Origin of the sequence: Stutzerimonas sp. FeSN7, assembly GCF_030263795.1 — a bacterium.
In the GTDB taxonomy this organism is placed as follows: domain Bacteria; phylum Pseudomonadota; class Gammaproteobacteria; order Pseudomonadales; family Pseudomonadaceae; genus Stutzerimonas; species Stutzerimonas stutzeri.
This window is the reverse complement of record NZ_JARPMN010000001.1, coordinates 1939830-1957066: the sequence shown is the minus strand read 5'-3', so window position 1 is coordinate 1957066 and position 17237 is coordinate 1939830. Positions and strand designations below refer to the sequence as shown.

Here is a 17237-nt window from a genome sequence, read left to right as displayed (position 1 = left end):
CTCCCGTCGGCTTGGCTCGGCAAAGCGCTTTAAGTCGTCACTCATCTTTGGCATAAGGAGCGGCTGAAAGCCGAGAAGCGTCCCCGCGGTCGGTCCGCATGGATGCACTGCCAACCAACCAGAATAAAGAGTCTTTCATGAAGCCGATCATTACCCTTGCCGGGCTCGTGCTGGCTGCCGCCAGCGCCTTCGCCCAGGCAGAGCCCATCGTCATCAAGTTCTCTCATGTAGTGGCCGAGGATACCCCCAAGGGCAAGGGTGCGTTGATGTTCAAACGCCTCGCGGAGGAACGCCTGCCCGGCCAGGTCAGCGTGGAGGTCTACCCCAATTCGACGCTGTTCGGTGATGCCACCGAACTGGAAGCGTTGCGCAATAACGAAGTGCAGCTGCTCGCCCCGTCGCTGGCGAAGTTCGAGCAGTACACCAAGCAGCTGCAGGTTTTCGACCTGCCGTTCCTGTTCGACGACATCGATGCCGTCAACCGCTTTCAGAAACGCACCAAGGGCAAGCAGCTGCTGCGCTCGATGGAAGACAAGAACATCACGGGCCTGGCGTACTGGCACAACGGCATGAAGCAGCTTTCGGCCACCCGCATGCTGCGCCTGCCGGGTGATGCGTCCGGGCTGAGCTTCCGCATCCAGCCGTCCGCGGTACTCGAAGCGCAGTTCGGCGCGGTGGGTGCCACCACCCAGAAGATCGCCTTCGCCGACGTCTACGACGCGCTGCGCACCGGCACCGTACAGGGTGCGGAGAACCCCTGGTCGAATATCTACAGCAAGAAAATGCACACCGTGCAGCCCTACATCATCGAAACCGACCATGGCGTGCTGGACTACATGGTGGTGAGCAACACACGCTTCTGGATGAGCATGCCGCACAAGATCCGCTTCGAGTTGGAGGCGATTCTCGACGAGGTCAGCTTCATGGTGAACCGCGAGGCGGAGGAGCTGAACCAGGCCGATCGCGAGCGGATTCGCAAGGCGGGTACCTCCGAGATCGTCACCCTGACGCCGGAAGAGCGCGAGCGCTGGCGCGAAGCGATGCGCCCCGTCTGGAAGGAGTTCGAACCGATGATCGGCGCGGACATCATCAATGCCGCCGAGACCGTCAACCGCAAGCAGCGCGACTGACGAACATCCAGATGAAAAAGCCCCGCCAGCTGGCGGGGCTTTTTTGTGTGGCCTGCTCAGGGTTTGCCAGTGCCCGTGGATAGCAGTGAATCCTGTTCCAGCTGCTGCGCGTCCCAGCCGCCGCCCAGTGCAGCGATCAGCAGGACGCTGGCCGTCAGGCGATCCCCCAGCAGGGTCAGGTTGGTGCGCTGGTTGTTCAACGCGGTGGTCTGCACGGTGGCCACGCTGAGGAAGTCGACGGTACCTGCGCGGTACTGGTTTTCGATCAGGCGCAGGGACTCCTGTGCGGCCTCCAGCGCCTCGCGCTGCACCACCGCCTCCTGTTCCAGCACGCGCAGCTGCACCAGGTAGTTCTCCACTTCGCGGAAGCTGTCGAGCACGGTCTGGCGGTAGTTGGCGACCGTCTGGTCGTAGCTGGCCTCGGCCCGCTCCAGTTCCGCACGACGGCTACCGAAGTCGAGCAGGGTCAGCGCCAGTTGCGGCCCCAGCGACCAGAAACGGTTCGGCACGCTGAACAGGTCGCTGAAGCTGCTGTTGCGATAGCCACCGCTGGCCGACAGTGTCAGGTCCGGATACCACGCGGCTTCCGCCACGCCGATGTTGGCATTGGCGGCCATCACCTGGCGCTCGGCCGAGGCAATGTCGGGGCGCCGCTCCAGCAACTGGGACGGCACAGCCAGCGGTACATCGGGCAGCGCCGGGATGTGCTCGCGTACGGCGATCTCCAGCTCCGACGGCGCGACGCCCACCAGCACCGCGATGGCATGCTCCATCTGCGCCCGCTGCCACTTGAGGTCGATGGCTTGCGCCTGGGTACTCTTGAGCTGCGTCTGCGCCTGGCTGACATCGGACCGGGGCACGATGCCGGCGCGGTACTGGTTCTCCGTCAGCCGCAGCGAGCGCGCATAGGCTTCAACGGTCTGGTCGAGCAGCCGCTGGTGTTCGTCGATCACCCGCAGCTGCAGATAGGTCTGCACCAGCTCGGCCTGCAGGCTCAGGCGAGCCGCCGCAAGGTCCGCTGCGCTGGCCTGCATGTTCGCCCGATTGGCTTCCAGGTTGCGCCGCAGCCGCCCCCAGATGTCGGCCTCCCAGGATGCGCTCAGGCCTGCTTCGTAGGTTTCGCCGACACCACTGGCAAAACTTCCGCTGGTGGAATCCGAGCGGCTGCCACCCTGCGCCGAGCGCGTGACGCCTGCGTTGCCGGAGAGGATCGGAAACAGCTGCGAGCGCGCGCCACGAACCAGTGCCCGCGCCTGACGAAACTGCGCCTCGGTCGCGGCGAGGTTCTGGTTCGAGACATTCAGCCGCGCCACCAGCGCATCCAGTTCGGCATCGCCGTACAGCCGCCACCACTCGCCCCGTTGCAGCGCATCGGCCGGCGTGGCGGGTTTCCAGCCTTCGGCCTGCTTGAATTCGCTGGCCACAGGCAGATCCGGTCGCTGGTAGTCGGGGCCGAGCGTGCAGGCTGCCAACGACAGCGTGAGCATGGCTACCGCCAGGGGGCGCAGGACATGGTTCAGCGATGAGGGGTGCAACGACGACGAGTTCATAGCGAGTTTTCCAGGGCGGCATCGGTGCGTACACCGCGCCAGCTGTTGAAACGGTGGCGCAGACGATCCAGGTACAGATAGACCACCGGCGTGGTGTAGAGCGTGAGGATCTGGCTCAGCAGCAGACCGCCGATGATGGTCAGACCCAGCGGCTGGCGCATCTCGGCCCCTTCCGCACCGCCGAGCAGCAGCGGCAACGCACCGAGGATCGCCGCCATGGTGGTCATCAGGATCGGTCGGAACCGCAGCAGACAGGCGCGATGGATCGAATCGGCGGGCGACAGCTTGTCCTGGCGCTCGAACTGCAACGCCAGGTCGATCATCAGGATCGCGTTCTTCTTCACCACCCCGATCAGCAGGAACAGCCCGAGCAGCGAGATCAGGCTGAACTGGTCGCCGGTGAGGATGATCGCCAGCAAGGCGCCTACCCCGGCCGAGGGCAAGGTGGAGAGGATGGTCAGCGGATGGATGTAGCTCTCGTAGAGGATGCCCAGCACGATGTAGACCAGCAGCAAGGCGCCGAGAATCATCAGCGGCTGGCCTTCCTGGGTCGTCTGGAACGCGCTGCCGGTGCCACCGAGCCGCCCCTGCACCTCGCTCGGCAGTCCGATGGCCGCTACCGCGCGTTCGATCGCCAGCGTCGCCTGGTCGAGGCTGACGCCGGGGGCCAGGTCGAAGTCGATGTTCTCGGCGGCGAACTGCCCATCGTGGCTGACCCGATCTTCCTCCAGGCTGCGCTCGTAATGGGCGAAGGCCGCCAGCGGCACCCGCCGGCCATCGCCGGTGACGACGTGGATCTGCTCCAGCACCTCGGGGTACTGCGCGTAGCTCGGGTCGATCTCCATCACCACCTGATACTGGTTGAGCGATTCGTAGATGGTCGAGATCTGCCGCTGGCTGAAAGCATTGTTGAGCAGCGTGGTCACGGTGCTCATGTCGATGCCCAGGCGCTTGGCCGCGTCACGGTCGATCTTCAGGCTGATCTGCTGCGCGCCCTCGCCGTCGTTGGCGTCGATGCTGGTAAGCTCCGGCAGTTCGGATAGCGCCCGGGTTACCCGCGGTACCCAGGTACGCAGGTCGTTGAGATCGCTCGCCAACAGCGTATAGGCGTAGGCCGAGCTGCTCTGCCGGCCACCGCCAAACTGCAGGTCCTGGTCGGCCATGAGGAACATGCGTCCACCGGGCACTTTCGGCTGGTTCTTGCGGATGCGCTCGATGACCTTCTGCGCCGAAATCTTGCGCTCGCCAAGCGGTTTCAGCCGCACGATCATGAAGGCATTGTTGATGCCGCCCTGCCCGCCGATGAAGCCGGCCACGCTTTCCACCGCCGGGTCGGCGAGGACTGCCTTGCGGAAGATTTCCATCTTCGGCTGCATGACCTGGAACGACATACCGTCGTCACCGCGGATGAAACCGGTGATCTGTCCGGTGTCCTGCTGCGGCAGAAAGGTCTTGGGCACCTGCACGTAGAGCACCACGTTCAGCGCGATGGTCGCCAGCAGGCTCAGCAAGGTGATGCGCCGATGACGCAGCGCCCAGCTCAGCGAGCGATCGTAGTAGCGCAGCAGCCATTGATGGGCGTCGTGGCTCCAGCGCTGCAGACGCCCTTCCTTCTCCGGTTCGTGCGGTTTGAGCCAACGGGCGCAGAGCATCGGCGTCAGGGTCAGCGAAACCAGCAGCGACACCAGGATGGCCGCGGCCAAGGTGATGGAGAACTCGCGAAACAGCCGCTCGACGATGCCGCCCATGTAAAGGATGGAAACGAACACCACCACCAGCGACAGGTTCATCGACAACAGCGTGAAACCCACCTCGCGGGTGCCGACGTAGGCCGCCTTCAGCGGTGGCATGCCATCGTCGATATGCCGTGCGATGTTTTCCAGCACCACAATGGCGTCATCCACCACCAGCCCGGCGGCCAGGATCAATGCCATCAGCGACAGCACGTTGAGCGAAAAACCGAACAGGTACATGACGGCGAAGGTGCCCACCAGCGACACCGGCACCGCCAGCGCCGGGATCAGTGCGGTGCGCAGGCGGCCGAGGAACAGGAACACCAGCACGATGACCAGGCCCACCGCAATCAGCAGCGTGCGCTCGGCCTCGTGCAGCGTCGCGCGAATCACCGGCGAGCGGTCCATGGCAATGTTCAGGTCGACGCTGCCCGGCATGATCGCCTGCAGGGCCGGCAGCTCGCGGCGGATGCCTTCGATGGTCTCGATGATGTTGGCACCAGCCTGGCGGTTGACGATCAGCAACACCGCCTGTTCGTTGTTGAAGAAGCCGCTGTTGTAGCGGTCTTCCACCGAATCCCGCACCCGTGCCACGTCGCCGAGACGCAGCGCGGCGCCATCCTGGTAGCGGATGATCAGCGGCATGTAGTCGGCCGCCTGGTGCAGCTGGTCGTTGGCGCGCACCTGCCAGTGCTGATCGGCGTCCTCCACCATGCCCTTGGGCCGGCGCACATTGCCGTTGGCGATGGTCTGGCGCACCTCGTCCAGTGACACACCGTACTGCTCCAGCTGCTGCGGCTGCAGTTCGACCCGTACCGCGGGCAGCGAGCTGCCGCCGACCTGGATTTCGCCGACGCCGGACACCTGCGACAGCTTCTGCGCCAGGATGGTGGAGCCGATGTCGTACAGCTCGGCCTTGCCCAGCACCTCCGATGTCAGCGAAAGCACCATTATCGGTGCCTGGGACGGATTGATCTTGCGGTAGGTGGGCATGCTGCGCATGCCGCTGGGCAACAGGTTGCGCGAGGCGTTGATGGCCGCCTGCACGTCGCGGGCAGCGCCGTTGATATCGCGATCCAGATCGAACTGGATGATGATCCGGGTCGAGCCCTGGCTGCTGCGACTGGTCATCTGGCTGACACCGGCGATGCTGCCCAGCGAGCGCTCCAGTGGCGTGGCCACGCTGGAGGCCATGATTTCCGGGCTGGCGCCGGGCAGGCTGGCCTGCACGGTGATCACCGGAAAATCCATGTTCGGCAGCGGCGACACCGGTAGCAGGCCGAAGCTGACTCCACCCAGCAGCAGGATCGCCAGGCTGAGCAGCATGGTCGCCACCGGGCGGGCGATGAACGGGGCGGAAAGGTTCATGCCTGCCCCCGCGCGATTGCAGTCCGGCTCACGCTTGCGCCTCCGCCAGCGGCTCGCGACGGCGCCCGAAGCGCTGGCCGAGGCGGTCGAAGAAGAGGTAGATCACCGGTGTGGTGAACAGTGTCAGCAGCTGGCTGAGCAGCAGGCCGCCCACCAGCACCAGGCCGAGCGGCTGGCGCAGTTCAGCACCGGATCCGGATGCCAGCATCAGCGGAATCGCACCGAACAGCGCCGCCAGGGTGGTCATCAGGATCGGCCGGAAGCGCAGCAGTGCCGCGCGGTAGATCGCATCCTGCGGGCTCATGCCTTGCTGCCGTTCGGCCTCCAGGGCGAAGTCGATCATCATGATCGCGTTCTTCTTGACGATGCCGATCAACAGGATGATGCCGATGATCGCGATCAGCCCCAGGTCGTTGCCGGTCAGCAGCAAGGCGAGCAAGGCGCCTACCGCTGCCGAGGGCAGCGTGGAGAGGATGGTGATCGGGTGGATGTAGCTCTCGTAGAGCACGCCGAGCACGATGTACATGGTCACTACCGCGGCGAGAATCAGCAGCAGCGTGCTCGACAGTGAGGCGCGGAACGCTTCCGCGGCGCCCTGGAAGCGCGTCTGGATGCCGGCAGGCAGGCCGATCTCCTGCTCCACCGCCTCGATCACCTGCACCGCCTTGCCCAGCGACACGCCACTGGCCAGGTTGAACGAGAGCGTCACCGCCGGGAACTGGCCGATATGGTTGATCAGCAGCGGGGCGTTGCGCTGCTCCAGCGTCGCCAGGCTGGACAGCCGCACTGGCGTGCCACCTTCGCTTTGCACGAACAACTGTTCCAGCGCCTGCGGACCCAGGCGGTTGCCCGCCTCCGCTTCCAGCACCACGCGGTACTGGCTGGCCTGGGTGAAGATGGTGGAAATCTGCCGCTGGCCGAAGGCGTCGTACAGCGCATCGGTGATGTCCGCGACCTGGATACCCAGGCGCGCCGCCGCGTCGCGATCGATGTCCAGGTAGATCTGCAGGCCATTGCTCTGCAGGTCGCTGGCCACGTCGGTCAGTTCCGGCCTTTCGCGCAGGGCCTCGACCAGGCGCGGCGTCCACTCCTGCAGCAACTCGCTATCCGGCGTTTCCAGGCTGAACTGGAACTGCGTGCGGCTGACGCGATCCTCGATGGACAGGTCCTGTACCGGCTGCAGATACAGCTCGATACCCGGCACCTTGGCCAGCTCCGGCCGCAGGCGATCGATCACCTGACTGGCGGTCAGGTCGCGCTCGCCGTGGGGCTTGAGGTTGATCAGCAGACGCCCGCTGTTGAGCGTGACGTTGTCGCCGTCCACGCCGATATAGGACGACAGACTGTCCACCGCCGGGTCGGCGAGGATCACCCGGGCCAGTGCCTGCTGGCGCTCGCTCATGGCGCGGAAGGAGATCGATTGCGGCGCCTCGCTGATGCCCTGGATGACGCCGGTGTCCTGCACCGGGAAGAACCCCTTGGGTACGGCGAGGTAGAGCACCACCGTCAGCCCCAGCGTGGCCACCGCCACCAGCAGGGTCAGGGTCTGGTGGCGCAGCACCCAGGTCAGCCAGCGCGAGTAGCCGCCGATCAACCGCTCGACCCAGTCGGGCTTGGCCTCGGCGACACTGTGCGGCTTGAGCAGCTTGGCGCACATCATTGGCGTCAGCGTCAGCGAGACCACCAGCGAGATGAGGATGGCCACCGCCAGGGTAATGGCGAACTCGCGGAACAACCGGCCCACCACGTCCTGCATGAACAGCAGCGGGATCAGCACGGCGATCAGCGAGAAGGTCAGCGAAATCAGCGTGAAGCCGATCTGCCTGGCACCCTTGAGCGCGGCATTGAGCGGTGTCTCGCCCTCTTCCAGATGCCGCGCGATGTTCTCCAGCATGACGATGGCATCGTCCACCACGAAGCCGGTGGCGATGGTCAGCGCCATTAGCGTCAGGTTGTTCAACGAGAAGCCGCACAGGTACATCACGGCGAAGGTGCCGACCAGCGACAGCGGCACCGCGATCGACGGGATCACCGTGGCCGACAGCTTCTTGAGGAAGACAAAGGTCACCATCACCACCAGGAAGGTGGCGAGCATCAGCTCATGCTGCACGTCCCGCACTGCGGCGCGGATGGTCTGGGTGCGGTCGGTGAGCACCACCACGTCCAGCCCGGCCGGCATGCTGGCCTTCACTTCCGGCAACAGCGCCTGGATGCGCTCGACCACCTCGATGACGTTGGCGCCCGGCTGGCGCTGGATGTTCAGCAACACCGCCTGGCTGTCATTGGCCCAGGCGGCCAGGCGCTCGTTCTCGGCACCGTCGACGATATCGGCGACGTCCTTCAGGCGCAGGGCCGCACCGTCCTGGTAGGTCAGGATCAGCTCGGCGTATTCCTCCGGCGTCTTCAACTGGTCGTTGGCATCGAGCATCGACACCCGGGTCGGCCCGTCGAAGTTGCCCTTGGGCTGGTTGACGTTGGAGCTGGTGATCAGCGAACGCACGTCTGCCAGCGACAGCCCATAGGCCGCCAGCGCCTCGGGGTTGGTGCGGATACGTACCGCCGGGCGCTGACCGCCGGCGATGCTGACCATCCCCACTCCGCTGATCTGCGCCAGCTTCTGCGCCATGCGCGTATCGACCAGATCGTGCAGCTTGGGCAACGGCAGCGACTCGGAAGTCACCGCCAGCGTCAGTACCGGCGTGTCGGCCGGATTGACCTTGTTGTACACCGGCGGTGCCGGCAGGTCGTTGGGCAACAGGTTGTTCGCCCCGTTGATCGCCGCCTGCACCTCCTGCTCGGCCACATCCAGTGCGACATCCAGCGAAAAGCGCAGGGTGATCACCGAGGCGCCGCCGGAACTGGTCGACGACATCTGTGCCAGCCCCGGCATCTGGCCGAACTGGCGCTCCAGCGGCGCGGTCACGGCGCTGGTCATCACCTCCGGGCTGGCGCCCGGATATAGCGTCATCACGCGGATGGTCGGGTAATCCACCTGCGGCAGCGCAGCCACTGGCAGCAGCTTGTAGGCGATCAAACCGGCCAGCAGGATCGCGACCATGCTCAGCGTGGTCGCGACCGGGCGCAGGATGAACAGGCGGGAGATGTTCATTGCGCCTCGCGCTCCGCAGCCTCGCCGCCACCGAGCACCGGGTTCTCGGCGGCCTCTTCGGCCATGCGGCGACTGCCGACCACTTCCACCTCGGCACCGTCACGCAGTCGGTCGGTCCCCTCCATCACTACCCGCTCACCCACCTCGAGCCCCTCGAGCACCACCGTCGTCTCGCCGTTGCTCGGCCCGGCCTTGAGCAGACGCAGCTGAACCTTGCTGTCTTCGCCAACGACGTAGGCGAAGGTGCCGCGCGAGCCGAACTGCAGCGCCGCGGTCGGAATCAGCACGGCATCGCGCAGGGTTTCGACCCGCAGGCGAACATTGACGAACTGGTTGGGGATGAGCAGTTCCTGCTCGTTGTCGAAACGCGCCTTCAGCCGCAGGGTGCCGGTGGTGGCGTCGATCTGGTTGTCGATGCTCTCCAGCACGCCCTCGCCGAACATGACCTTTTCACCACGGTCCCAGATCTGCACCACGAGCTTGTCGCCCTGGCGGTAGCGGGTCAGCACCGGCAGCAGATCGCCTTCCGGCAGCGTGAAGCTGATCGACATCGGTTGTGTCTGGGTGATCACCACCAGCGGCGTGGTGTCATTGGCAGCGACCAGATTGCCGACATCGAGCTGTCGCAGACCGACGCGGCCATCGATGGGCGCGCGGATCTGGGTGAACTCCAGGTTCAGTCGTGCCTCGTTGACCGCCGCCTGATTGGCCGCCAGCGTGCCCTGATACTGGCTGACTAGCGCTTCCTGGGTATCCAGCGTCTGCTTGGCAATGCTGTCGTCGGCATACAGGCCCCGATAGCGTTCGAAATCCACCTGGGCGTTCTTCAGCTGTGCGCGATTCTGCTGCAGGGTGCCTTCCGCCTGCTGCAACGCCACCTTGTAAGGGCGCGGATCGATCACGGCGAGCAGATCGCCCTTCTTGACGCGCTGTCCCTCTTCGAAGCGCAGCTCGACCAGCTCGCCCGCCACACGGCTGCGCAGGTTCACCGTGTTGAGTGGCGTGACGCTGCCGAGTGCCTTGTTGAACACCTCGAACTCGCCCTGCTCCACCTTGGCGACTCGCACGGGAACCGCCCCGCCGAACGCACCGAAGCCAGGACGCCCGCCCGGGCGCTGCGGCGCTTCGTTGTTGGGAGCAGGCCACAGCCACCAGAGCAGCGCTGCGATGGCAATGACGACGAGGATCAGGAGCGCCCAGCGGAGGCTGGAGCGCGCGGGAGTGGGATGCGTCTCGGACATGAACGGAGTTCGCTTGAAAAGGAGCGTGAACCATAAGCAGTCGCGAACCGCTCGCAAAGTGCCTTTACGGCATTTTTACGTATCGACATGTATGCGAACGGGTCGGCGCGGCAGACCGGAACCATGCGGCAGGTCTTAAGTCTATTTAACGTTCTTCTCGCGGCTCCGCGGCGAGAAAAACGCTGTAAGCGGGCCTCGCGCCGTGCAGCACGTCGAAATCGGACATTGTCGTGTCGTTAACCGGTCATTGCATCAATGACCGCATAGGATCAAGGAATGAATGTATCGCTGGTCATTCTGGCGTTGACTGTCGCCAGTTTTCTTCTGGGTTTTCTTCGCGACCTGTTCATTGCCCGCTCTTTCGGCCTCAGCTGGGAAGCGGATCTCATCTTCGTTGCGCTCATCCTGCCGCTGTTCTTCGAGAACTTCCTGGGCCTGGCATTGCGCGACACCATGATTCCCTACCTGCAGAAGCTACGCAGCCAGTCGCAGTCTCTGTTCGAATCCGTCGCGCGCTGGCTCTACTGGCGCATCATGCTGCTCGGTGGCGCAGCCTGCGCGCTGATCCTGCTGACCAGCTACTGGGTGCTCAACGCCCTGGCGCCGGGCTGGACGCCCGAGCAGGTCGCCAACGGCCAGCTGGTTTTCTGCGTCGGCGCGCTGCTGATCGGCGTCCAGGCCGCGCTGTACTGCCAGGGCGCGCTACTGAACATGGACAACGTGTTCATCATGCCGATGACCCGCACCCTGCTGCTCAATGCCGGCGCGATCATCGGCATTCTGCTGTTCGAGCCCAGCGGCATGGTCATTTTTCTCGGCATGCTGCTGCCGCAGGTGGTGCTGATCGTCCTGCAGCATCGGCGCATCCATTACCTGCGCGGTGAGGCGATGCCGCTCGAGAAAGGCCATGGCAGCCAGTTCGGCCTGGCTTTCGCGCCCATTCTGCTGGCAGCCGGTGCGCAGCAGGCCTGCATTCTGGCCGAGCGGATGTTCGCCTCGTTCCTCGAGGAAGGCAGCATCACCATGCTGTCGTTCGCGTTCCGTATCGTCACGATCCCGCTGACCCTGTATGCCATGTCGGTGCTGTCGGTGCTGTTCCCGCAGTTCTCCTCCAGCTGGAACGACGAGGACCACAACGCCCACGCCGCGGTGATCCGCAAGGGGCTGCTGGCGACTCTGCTGTTCCTGGTGCCGGCGACCGTCGTGCTCTGCTCCTTCCCGGAGGCCGTGGTGGCGGTTCTGCTGGAACGCGGCGAATTCGGCGCTGCGCAGACCCAGGCCACCGCCTCGCTGATGGTCATCTACGCGCTCGGCCTGCCGGCGATGGGTCTCGCGCTGCTCTGGGGGCGCGCGCTGCTCGCGCAGCATCAGGCTCGCCTGTTCCTGGTCATCACATTGATCAGCTCGACCATGACCATCGCGCTCGATGCAGTGCTCTATCGGCATTACGGCGCCGCAGGGCTGGCGCTGGCGTTCTCCAGCGGCGCCGCGCTGCAGGCACTGTTCATGGGCCTGTTCGTCTATCGCGCCTCGCCGCGCGGTGCCGGCGTACCGGTGCTGGTGCGCTGGCTGGCGACAGCAACCGTGCTGGCGGTGGCGCTGCATTTCGTACCGCAGCCAGAGGGGTTCATCCAGCTGTGCCTGTATATCGGCCTGGTGCTGATAGGCTTCGCCGCTGGCGTGATGCTGCTGGGTGAGCGGGATCTGTTCAAACCTGGCTACTGGTCCATGCGCAAGGCCTGAGGGGCGTAACGGCGGTAAGCGATTGCCGCATCTTCCCGCAATCAATCGCACAAACGAAAAGGCCGCTGCAGATGCAGCGGCCTTTTGCTGTGCGCGTCGTGCTCAACCACCCAGGGCAAGCATCCCCATCGTGTTGATGCAGGGGGCCGTCCAGCCTTCCGACTTCGACTCGACTTCCACCAGCCGCGGTTTGCGCTGCTCCATGACGATATCCAGGGCGCGGCTCGGCAGGATGTCGATATCGTCGAAGGTAATGATCTGGCCAGGCTCGACGGCACGCTTGAGCGCCGTCTTGCGCAGCAGGCCGATCGGCACGTGGTCAGGATGCTGGGCCAGCTTGATCGCCTCACCGCGGAACTGGAAGCCGCCGATGCCACGCTCGATCAGCTCGCCCGGCTTCATGGCGCGCTTGGCGATGGCGGCAACCCCGAGGGTCGGCTCGGTCGAGTTGTTGAGCAGCACGCCGCCGCCGCTGAGCACGCGGCGTACGGTCTTGCCCACTTCCAGCGAGCACAGATGGAACGGCCGCACCAGCGTGTAGAACGGGCCGCGTCCGAGCTTGAAATACTCGATGGCCCGGGCCTGATCCTCGTCGTGCCTGCCTACCAGGAACACGCCGCCAGCCGGATAGCCGGAGGGGATCACGTAATCGACGATGGGCTGCCCCACCCGTTCGGCCATCATGCCGAGCAGGCTGGCGCTGTCGTCCAAATTGGTCGAGGCGAGACCTTCCATACCCTGACGGGTGATGGTCGCACCCAGCCCGTTGCCGATGATCACCTGCTCGATCTGCACCTTGGTGCCGTCGGTGAAGGAGGTCGTCTGATCGACGCTGATGCCTTGCCGGTTGGCCCAGTAGGCCATGTCCTCGGGGGAAGGGTCATGGTTCAGATAGCCCTTCATGTTGCCGTAGACCAGCGGCTGGAAGCCCATCTGCAGCGCATCCTCACGCAAGGCCGCCAGCGAACCGGGCTGATCGCCCTCGGCTTCCGTAAGGAAGCCCTTGCCCGCCAGGTACGAACCCGTCGTGACCTGCAACTCGGCGTTGACGGTCACGACCTTCAAGCCGGCTTCGAAGGCGCGCTCGATGACGGCCGTTCCGTGGAACACATCACCACTGCACTCGACGATCAGATCGGAATTGTCGATCAGCTCGTCCAGCGAATTGGTAAGGACGTCCGCCAGCGGGAAGTCGGTCATCGTCGAAAGTGGTCGGCGCGTGAGGACACGGGAAATCTGCATGTCCTGATAGTGCTGTTTGATCAACCGGACGAAGCCGTGGGCGATCATTCCGGTTCCGGATACACCGATTCTTTTGATTTCTGAGGTAGGCATAACTGAATCCATTCAATGGGCATCAGCTCTATGACAGCAGCCGTGCGAAAAGATTTTTTAAAAAAGCTGCCTAATTGCCATGTTTGTGGCGCTGCGCTCACCCTTGAAATCCTGGGCACGGGCATGACGGAAAGTAGTTGGCCACCTCGGTTTGCGCTAATTGACGACGACAGACGGTTTCGCTTGAACTGCTGGCTTTCCGTCGCCAAAAAAAAACGGCGAGCCCCATCAGGGCTCGCCGCCGAGCTGCTAGCGGTGCACTTCAGCCAAGCGAGGCGATGGCCGCCTCGTAGTTCGGCTCGCTGCCGATCTCGCTGACCAGTTCGCTGTGCAGTACGCGGTCCTGCTCATCCAGCACGATCACCGCGCGTGCGGCGACGCCTGCCAGAGGGCCGCTGGCCAGGGCCACGCCGTAGTCGCGAAGGAATTCGGCACCGCGCATGGTGGACAGGTTGACCACGTTCTCCAGCCCTTCGGCACCACAGAAACGCTTCTGCGCGAACGGCAGGTCGGCGGAAATGCAGAGCACCACGGTGTTTGCCAGGGCGCTGGCCTGGGCGTTGAACTTGCGTACCGAGGTGGCGCAGGTCGGCGTATCGACGCTTGGGAAGATGTTGAGGATCTTGCGCTTGCCGGCAAAGGCTGCCAGCTCGACGTCGGCGAGGTCGGCGCCTACCAGGCGAAACGGCTTGGCCTGCTGGCCGGCCTGCGGAAACTCGCCGGCTACCTGGACGGGGGTGCCTTTCAGGGTGACTTCTGTCATTGCTTCGCTCCTCGATGGGTGACACGAAAAGGCCGCGGGGCCATCAGCCCCACGGCCTGAAAGAGGGCCCGAGTGTAGCCTCGGACCGCCGATCGGTGAACCGCCAGCTAGGGCGATTACCGACCCAGAGTGTGTAAAAACATCCCGGTAAACCCTTGCTATGATTTCCGAGAATCTCATCGCAAGGGACGCCCATGAAACGGTTTATCCAAGGTGAACATCGAGGCCAAAGCACCTTACTTCCCGAAAGCCTCGACGATTACGTCAGCGATACCAATCCGGTTCGGGTGGTTGACGTTTTCGTCGATGAACTCGATTTGGCCAAGCTAGGTTTTGATGGCGTCATTCCAGCCGAAACCGGCAGACCTGCCTACCACCCGGCGATCCTGCTGAAGATCTACATCTACGGTTACCTAAACCGCATTCAATCGAGCCGACGTCTTGAGCGAGAAGCCCAGCGCAACGTCGAACTCATGTGGCTAACCGGGCGTTTGATGCCCGACTTCAAGACCATCGCCAACTTCCGAAAAGACAACAGCAAGGCCATTCGCGGCGCCTGCCGACAGTTCGTTTTGCTCTGCCAGCAGTTGGGGTTGTTTGGCGAAAACTTGGTTGCCATCGACGGCAGCAAATTCAAGGCAGTGAACAACCGTGACCGCAATTTCACTAGCGCCAAACTGAAGCGGCGCATGGAAGAAATCGAGGCGAGCATCAGCCGTTATTTGGCTGCGCTCGATGCGGCTGATCGACAGATTCCTAGCGCCTCCGCGCCAGACACGGCCAGCCTGGAAGATAAAATCGCCAAGCTCAAAGCGCAGATGAAAGAGCTTCAGGGGATCGAAACTCAGCTCAACAATTCCCCTGACAAACAGGTTTCGCTGACCGACCCGGATGCCCGTTCGATGATGACGCGCGGCAGCGGTATCGTCGGCTACAACGTGCAGACGGCTGTCGATACGCAGCACCATTTAATAGTTGCTCACGAGGTCACCAACAGCGGTTCCGACCGTGACCAACTCAGTTCAATGGCGAAGCAGGCTCGTGAAGCCATCGGCGAAGAAACGCTGTCCGTGGTGGCTGACCGAGGCTACTTCAAGGGTGAAGAAATCCTTGCCTGTCACGACGCAAACATCATGGCCTACGTGCCTAAGCCAATGACTTCAAGCGCCAAGGCTGATGGCCGGTTCAACAAAGATGCCTTCGTTTATGACGCGACGAAAAACGAATATACATGCCCGGCTGGAGAGGCACTGATTTGGCGATTCTCCAGCATTGAGAAAGGCATGAATATGCACTGTTACTGGAGTTCAAAGTGCCAGAGTTGCGCGCTGAAAACCCAGTGCACGCCAAGCACAAATCGTCGAGTAAGGCGCTGGGAACATGAAGCGGTGCTGGAGGAAATGCAACACCGGCTGAACCAAGCACCGGAGATGATGCGGGTTCGGAAGCGGACTGTTGAGCATCCCTTCGGGACGCTCAAACAATGGATGGGAGCAACGCACTTCCTGACTCGAAAACTGAATGGGGTGAGCGCAGAAATGAGCTTGAATGTGCTCGCCTACAACTTGAAGCGGGTGATGAAAATCATCGGCACCGAAGGCTTGTTGAAGGCGATGGCGGCGTAAAAGCCCAGCTTTTACTGCCCCAAGAGGTGCCAAAGCGCTTCATACGCGCTCTGAAGCGTTACCGGCGCTGATCGTGGTAAATAATCGGGAAATCGCCACGCCTAGGAGCAATGGGCTGAAGCACGCAAGATAAGAAAGTGTTTTTACACACTCTGGACCGTTATCGGACATCAGCTGCGCGCGAAATACTCCTTGGTCAGCTTCACCACGACCGGGCTCAGCAGCAGCAACGAGACCAGGTTGGGGATCGCCATCAGGCCGTTGAGCGTATCGGCCAGCAGCCAGGCGAAGTCCAGCTGAGCGATCGCACCGAAGGGCACCGCCAGCACCCAGATCACCCGGAACGGCCAGATGGCCTTAGTACCCACCAGGAATTCCCAGCACTTCTCGCCGAAGTAGCTCCAGCCAAGGATGGTGGTGAAGGCGAAGACCACCAGCGCGATGGTCAGGATCACCCCACCGATACCCGGCATCGCCGACTCGAAGGCCGCCGCGGACAATGCCGCGCCGCTGGCGCCGCTGGTCCAGACGCCGGTACAGATGATCGCCAGGCCGGTCATCGAGCAGACGATGATGGTGTCGATGAACGTGCCCAGCATACCGATCATGCCCGAGCGAACCGAGCTGGTGGTCGTGCCGGCGGCCTGGGCGATACCGGCGGTACCGAGACCGGCCTCGTTGGAGAAGATCCCGCGCGCGACACCGAAGCGGATTGCGGCAATCACCGCGGCACCGGCGAAACCGCCAGTGGCGGCGATCGGCGTGAAGGCATGGGTGAAGATCAGGTCGAACGCGGCCGGGATCGCGGAGGCATTCACCACCAGCACCACCGCGGCAGCGATCAGGTAGGCCAGGCACATGAAGGGAACCAGCGACGCGGCCACAACGCCGATGCGGCGGATACCGCCGAGAATCACCAGGCCGACCACGACCATGGTGATCAGGCCGGTCGCCCACAGCGGCACCGAGAAGGTGGTTTCCAGCGCGTGGGCCATGCTGTTGACCTGCACCATGTTGCCAATGCCGAAGCCGGCCAGCCCGCCGAAGATGGCGAACGCAGTGCCAAGCCAGACCCACTTCTTGCCCAGCCCATTCTTGATGGCATACATCGGGCCGCCGACGTGCTCGCCACGGTCGTCCTTCTCGCGGTAGTGAACCGCCAGCACGACCTCGCAGTACTTGGTGGCCATACCGACCAGCGCGGTGCACCACATCCAGAACAGCGCGCCCGGGCCGCCGAGGAAGATCGCCGTGGCGACGCCGGCGATGTTGCCGGTACCTACCGTTGCGGCCAGCGACGTCATCAACGCCTGGAACGGGCTGATCTCACCGGTGGATTCGTCGCCCTTGGCACGACCGCGCCACATCAGGGCGAAGCCGGTACCAATGCGGGTCAGCGGCATGAACTTGAGCATGATCATCAGCACCAGGCCGGTGCCAAGGATCAGGACCAACATGGGCGGGCCCCAGACGAGGCCGTTAATGGTGTTGACGAGGTTGTTCAGAAATTCCATTCGAGCACCTTATTTCTTATAGGCGAGTTCCCTCGCGTTGGGGTCGCGCTACCGTGGAGCCGTTGAAAAACATGACGCTTGTGGCGGTGGTTTTTCAGCGACCAGGTAACGACGATTCCGATCCGC

General features: G+C 63.5%; 10 protein-coding genes. 3 read left to right on the top strand and 7 right to left on the bottom strand.

Annotated elements, in window-relative coordinates:
* Window positions 1-137 precede the first annotated feature (137 nt).
* The gene (locus P5703_RS09090) at window positions 138-1130 is read left to right on the top strand and encodes a TRAP transporter substrate-binding protein (RefSeq protein WP_285586213.1); all 993 of its coding nucleotides are present in this window, start codon (window positions 138-140) and stop codon (window positions 1128-1130) included.
* Window positions 1131-1186: 56 nt separating this feature from the next.
* Here the strand turns inward: P5703_RS09090 and P5703_RS09085 are convergent, their stop codons facing one another.
* From P5703_RS09085 to P5703_RS09070, 4 genes are read right to left on the bottom strand one after another with little or no spacing between them, the layout of a single operon-like run.
* Complete coding sequence (locus P5703_RS09085; protein ID WP_285586210.1) at window positions 1187-2680, bottom strand: efflux transporter outer membrane subunit; 1494 nt, start codon at window positions 2678-2680, stop codon at window positions 1187-1189.
* A complete protein-coding gene (locus P5703_RS09080; RefSeq protein WP_011913305.1) occupies window positions 2677-5781 on the bottom strand; it encodes an efflux RND transporter permease subunit in 3105 nt (1034 codons plus the stop codon). Before P5703_RS09080 ends, P5703_RS09085 begins: the two co-directional genes overlap by 4 nt.
* A gap of 28 nt (window positions 5782-5809) precedes the next feature.
* Window positions 5810-8890, bottom strand: coding sequence for an MdtB/MuxB family multidrug efflux RND transporter permease subunit (locus tag P5703_RS09075; RefSeq protein ID WP_011913306.1), 3081 nt, complete (start codon window positions 8888-8890; stop codon window positions 5810-5812).
* Window positions 8887-10131 (bottom strand): MdtA/MuxA family multidrug efflux RND transporter periplasmic adaptor subunit, encoded by a 1245-nt coding sequence (locus P5703_RS09070; protein WP_095460125.1) that lies wholly within the window; start codon window positions 10129-10131, stop codon window positions 8887-8889. The genes P5703_RS09075 and P5703_RS09070 overlap by 4 nt, the downstream gene beginning before the upstream one ends.
* 276 nt (window positions 10132-10407) lie before the next feature.
* Between P5703_RS09070 and murJ the strand changes: the two genes are divergently transcribed.
* Entirely contained in the window at window positions 10408-11874 is a 1467-nt protein-coding gene (gene murJ / locus P5703_RS09065) for a murein biosynthesis integral membrane protein MurJ (protein ID WP_011913308.1), read from the top strand.
* A gap of 102 nt (window positions 11875-11976) precedes the next feature.
* On the opposite strand, the gene P5703_RS09060 is transcribed toward murJ, so the two are convergent.
* The gene (locus tag P5703_RS09060; protein ID WP_011913309.1) at window positions 11977-13164 is read right to left on the bottom strand and encodes an NAD(P)-dependent oxidoreductase; all 1188 of its coding nucleotides are present in this window, start codon (window positions 13162-13164) and stop codon (window positions 11977-11979) included.
* A gap of 307 nt (window positions 13165-13471) precedes the next feature.
* A complete protein-coding gene (gene tpx, locus P5703_RS09055) occupies window positions 13472-13972 on the bottom strand; it encodes a thiol peroxidase (RefSeq protein WP_011913311.1) in 501 nt (166 codons plus the stop codon).
* A gap of 194 nt (window positions 13973-14166) precedes the next feature.
* Here tpx and P5703_RS09050 point away from each other — a divergent pair, with 194 nt between their 5' ends.
* Window positions 14167-15597, top strand: a complete 1431-nt coding sequence (locus tag P5703_RS09050) for an IS1182 family transposase (RefSeq protein WP_285586206.1) — start codon at window positions 14167-14169, stop codon at window positions 15595-15597.
* A 170-nt stretch (window positions 15598-15767) separates the two neighbouring features.
* Here the strand turns inward: P5703_RS09050 and P5703_RS09045 are convergent, their stop codons facing one another.
* On the bottom strand, window positions 15768-17111 hold the full coding sequence (locus P5703_RS09045) for an alanine/glycine:cation symporter family protein (RefSeq protein ID WP_011913312.1): 1344 nt from the start codon (window positions 17109-17111) through the stop codon (window positions 15768-15770).
* Window positions 17112-17237 lie beyond the last annotated feature (126 nt).

Bases quoted from the DNA above. Each gene is read 5' to 3' on its own strand.
- P5703_RS09090 (WP_285586213.1), top strand. From the start codon at position 138: ATGAAGCCGATCATTACCCTTGCCGGGCTCGTGCTGGCTGCCGCCAGC.
- P5703_RS09085 (WP_285586210.1), bottom strand. From the start codon at position 2,680: ATGAACTCGTCGTCGTTGCACCCCTCATCGCTGAACCATGTCCTGCGC.
- P5703_RS09080 (WP_011913305.1), bottom strand. From the start codon at position 5,781: ATGAACCTTTCCGCCCCGTTCATCGCCCGCCCGGTGGCGACCATGCTG.
- P5703_RS09075 (WP_011913306.1), bottom strand. From the start codon at position 8,890: ATGAACATCTCCCGCCTGTTCATCCTGCGCCCGGTCGCGACCACGCTG.
- P5703_RS09070 (WP_095460125.1), bottom strand. From the start codon at position 10,131: ATGTCCGAGACGCATCCCACTCCCGCGCGCTCCAGCCTCCGCTGGGCG.
- murJ (WP_011913308.1), top strand. From the start codon at position 10,408: ATGAATGTATCGCTGGTCATTCTGGCGTTGACTGTCGCCAGTTTTCTT.
- P5703_RS09060 (WP_011913309.1), bottom strand. From the start codon at position 13,164: ATGATCGCCCACGGCTTCGTCCGGTTGATCAAACAGCACTATCAGGAC.
- tpx (WP_011913311.1), bottom strand. From the start codon at position 13,972: ATGACAGAAGTCACCCTGAAAGGCACCCCCGTCCAGGTAGCCGGCGAG.
- P5703_RS09050 (WP_285586206.1), top strand. From the start codon at position 14,167: ATGAAACGGTTTATCCAAGGTGAACATCGAGGCCAAAGCACCTTACTT.
- P5703_RS09045 (WP_011913312.1), bottom strand. From the start codon at position 17,111: ATGGAATTTCTGAACAACCTCGTCAACACCATTAACGGCCTCGTCTGG.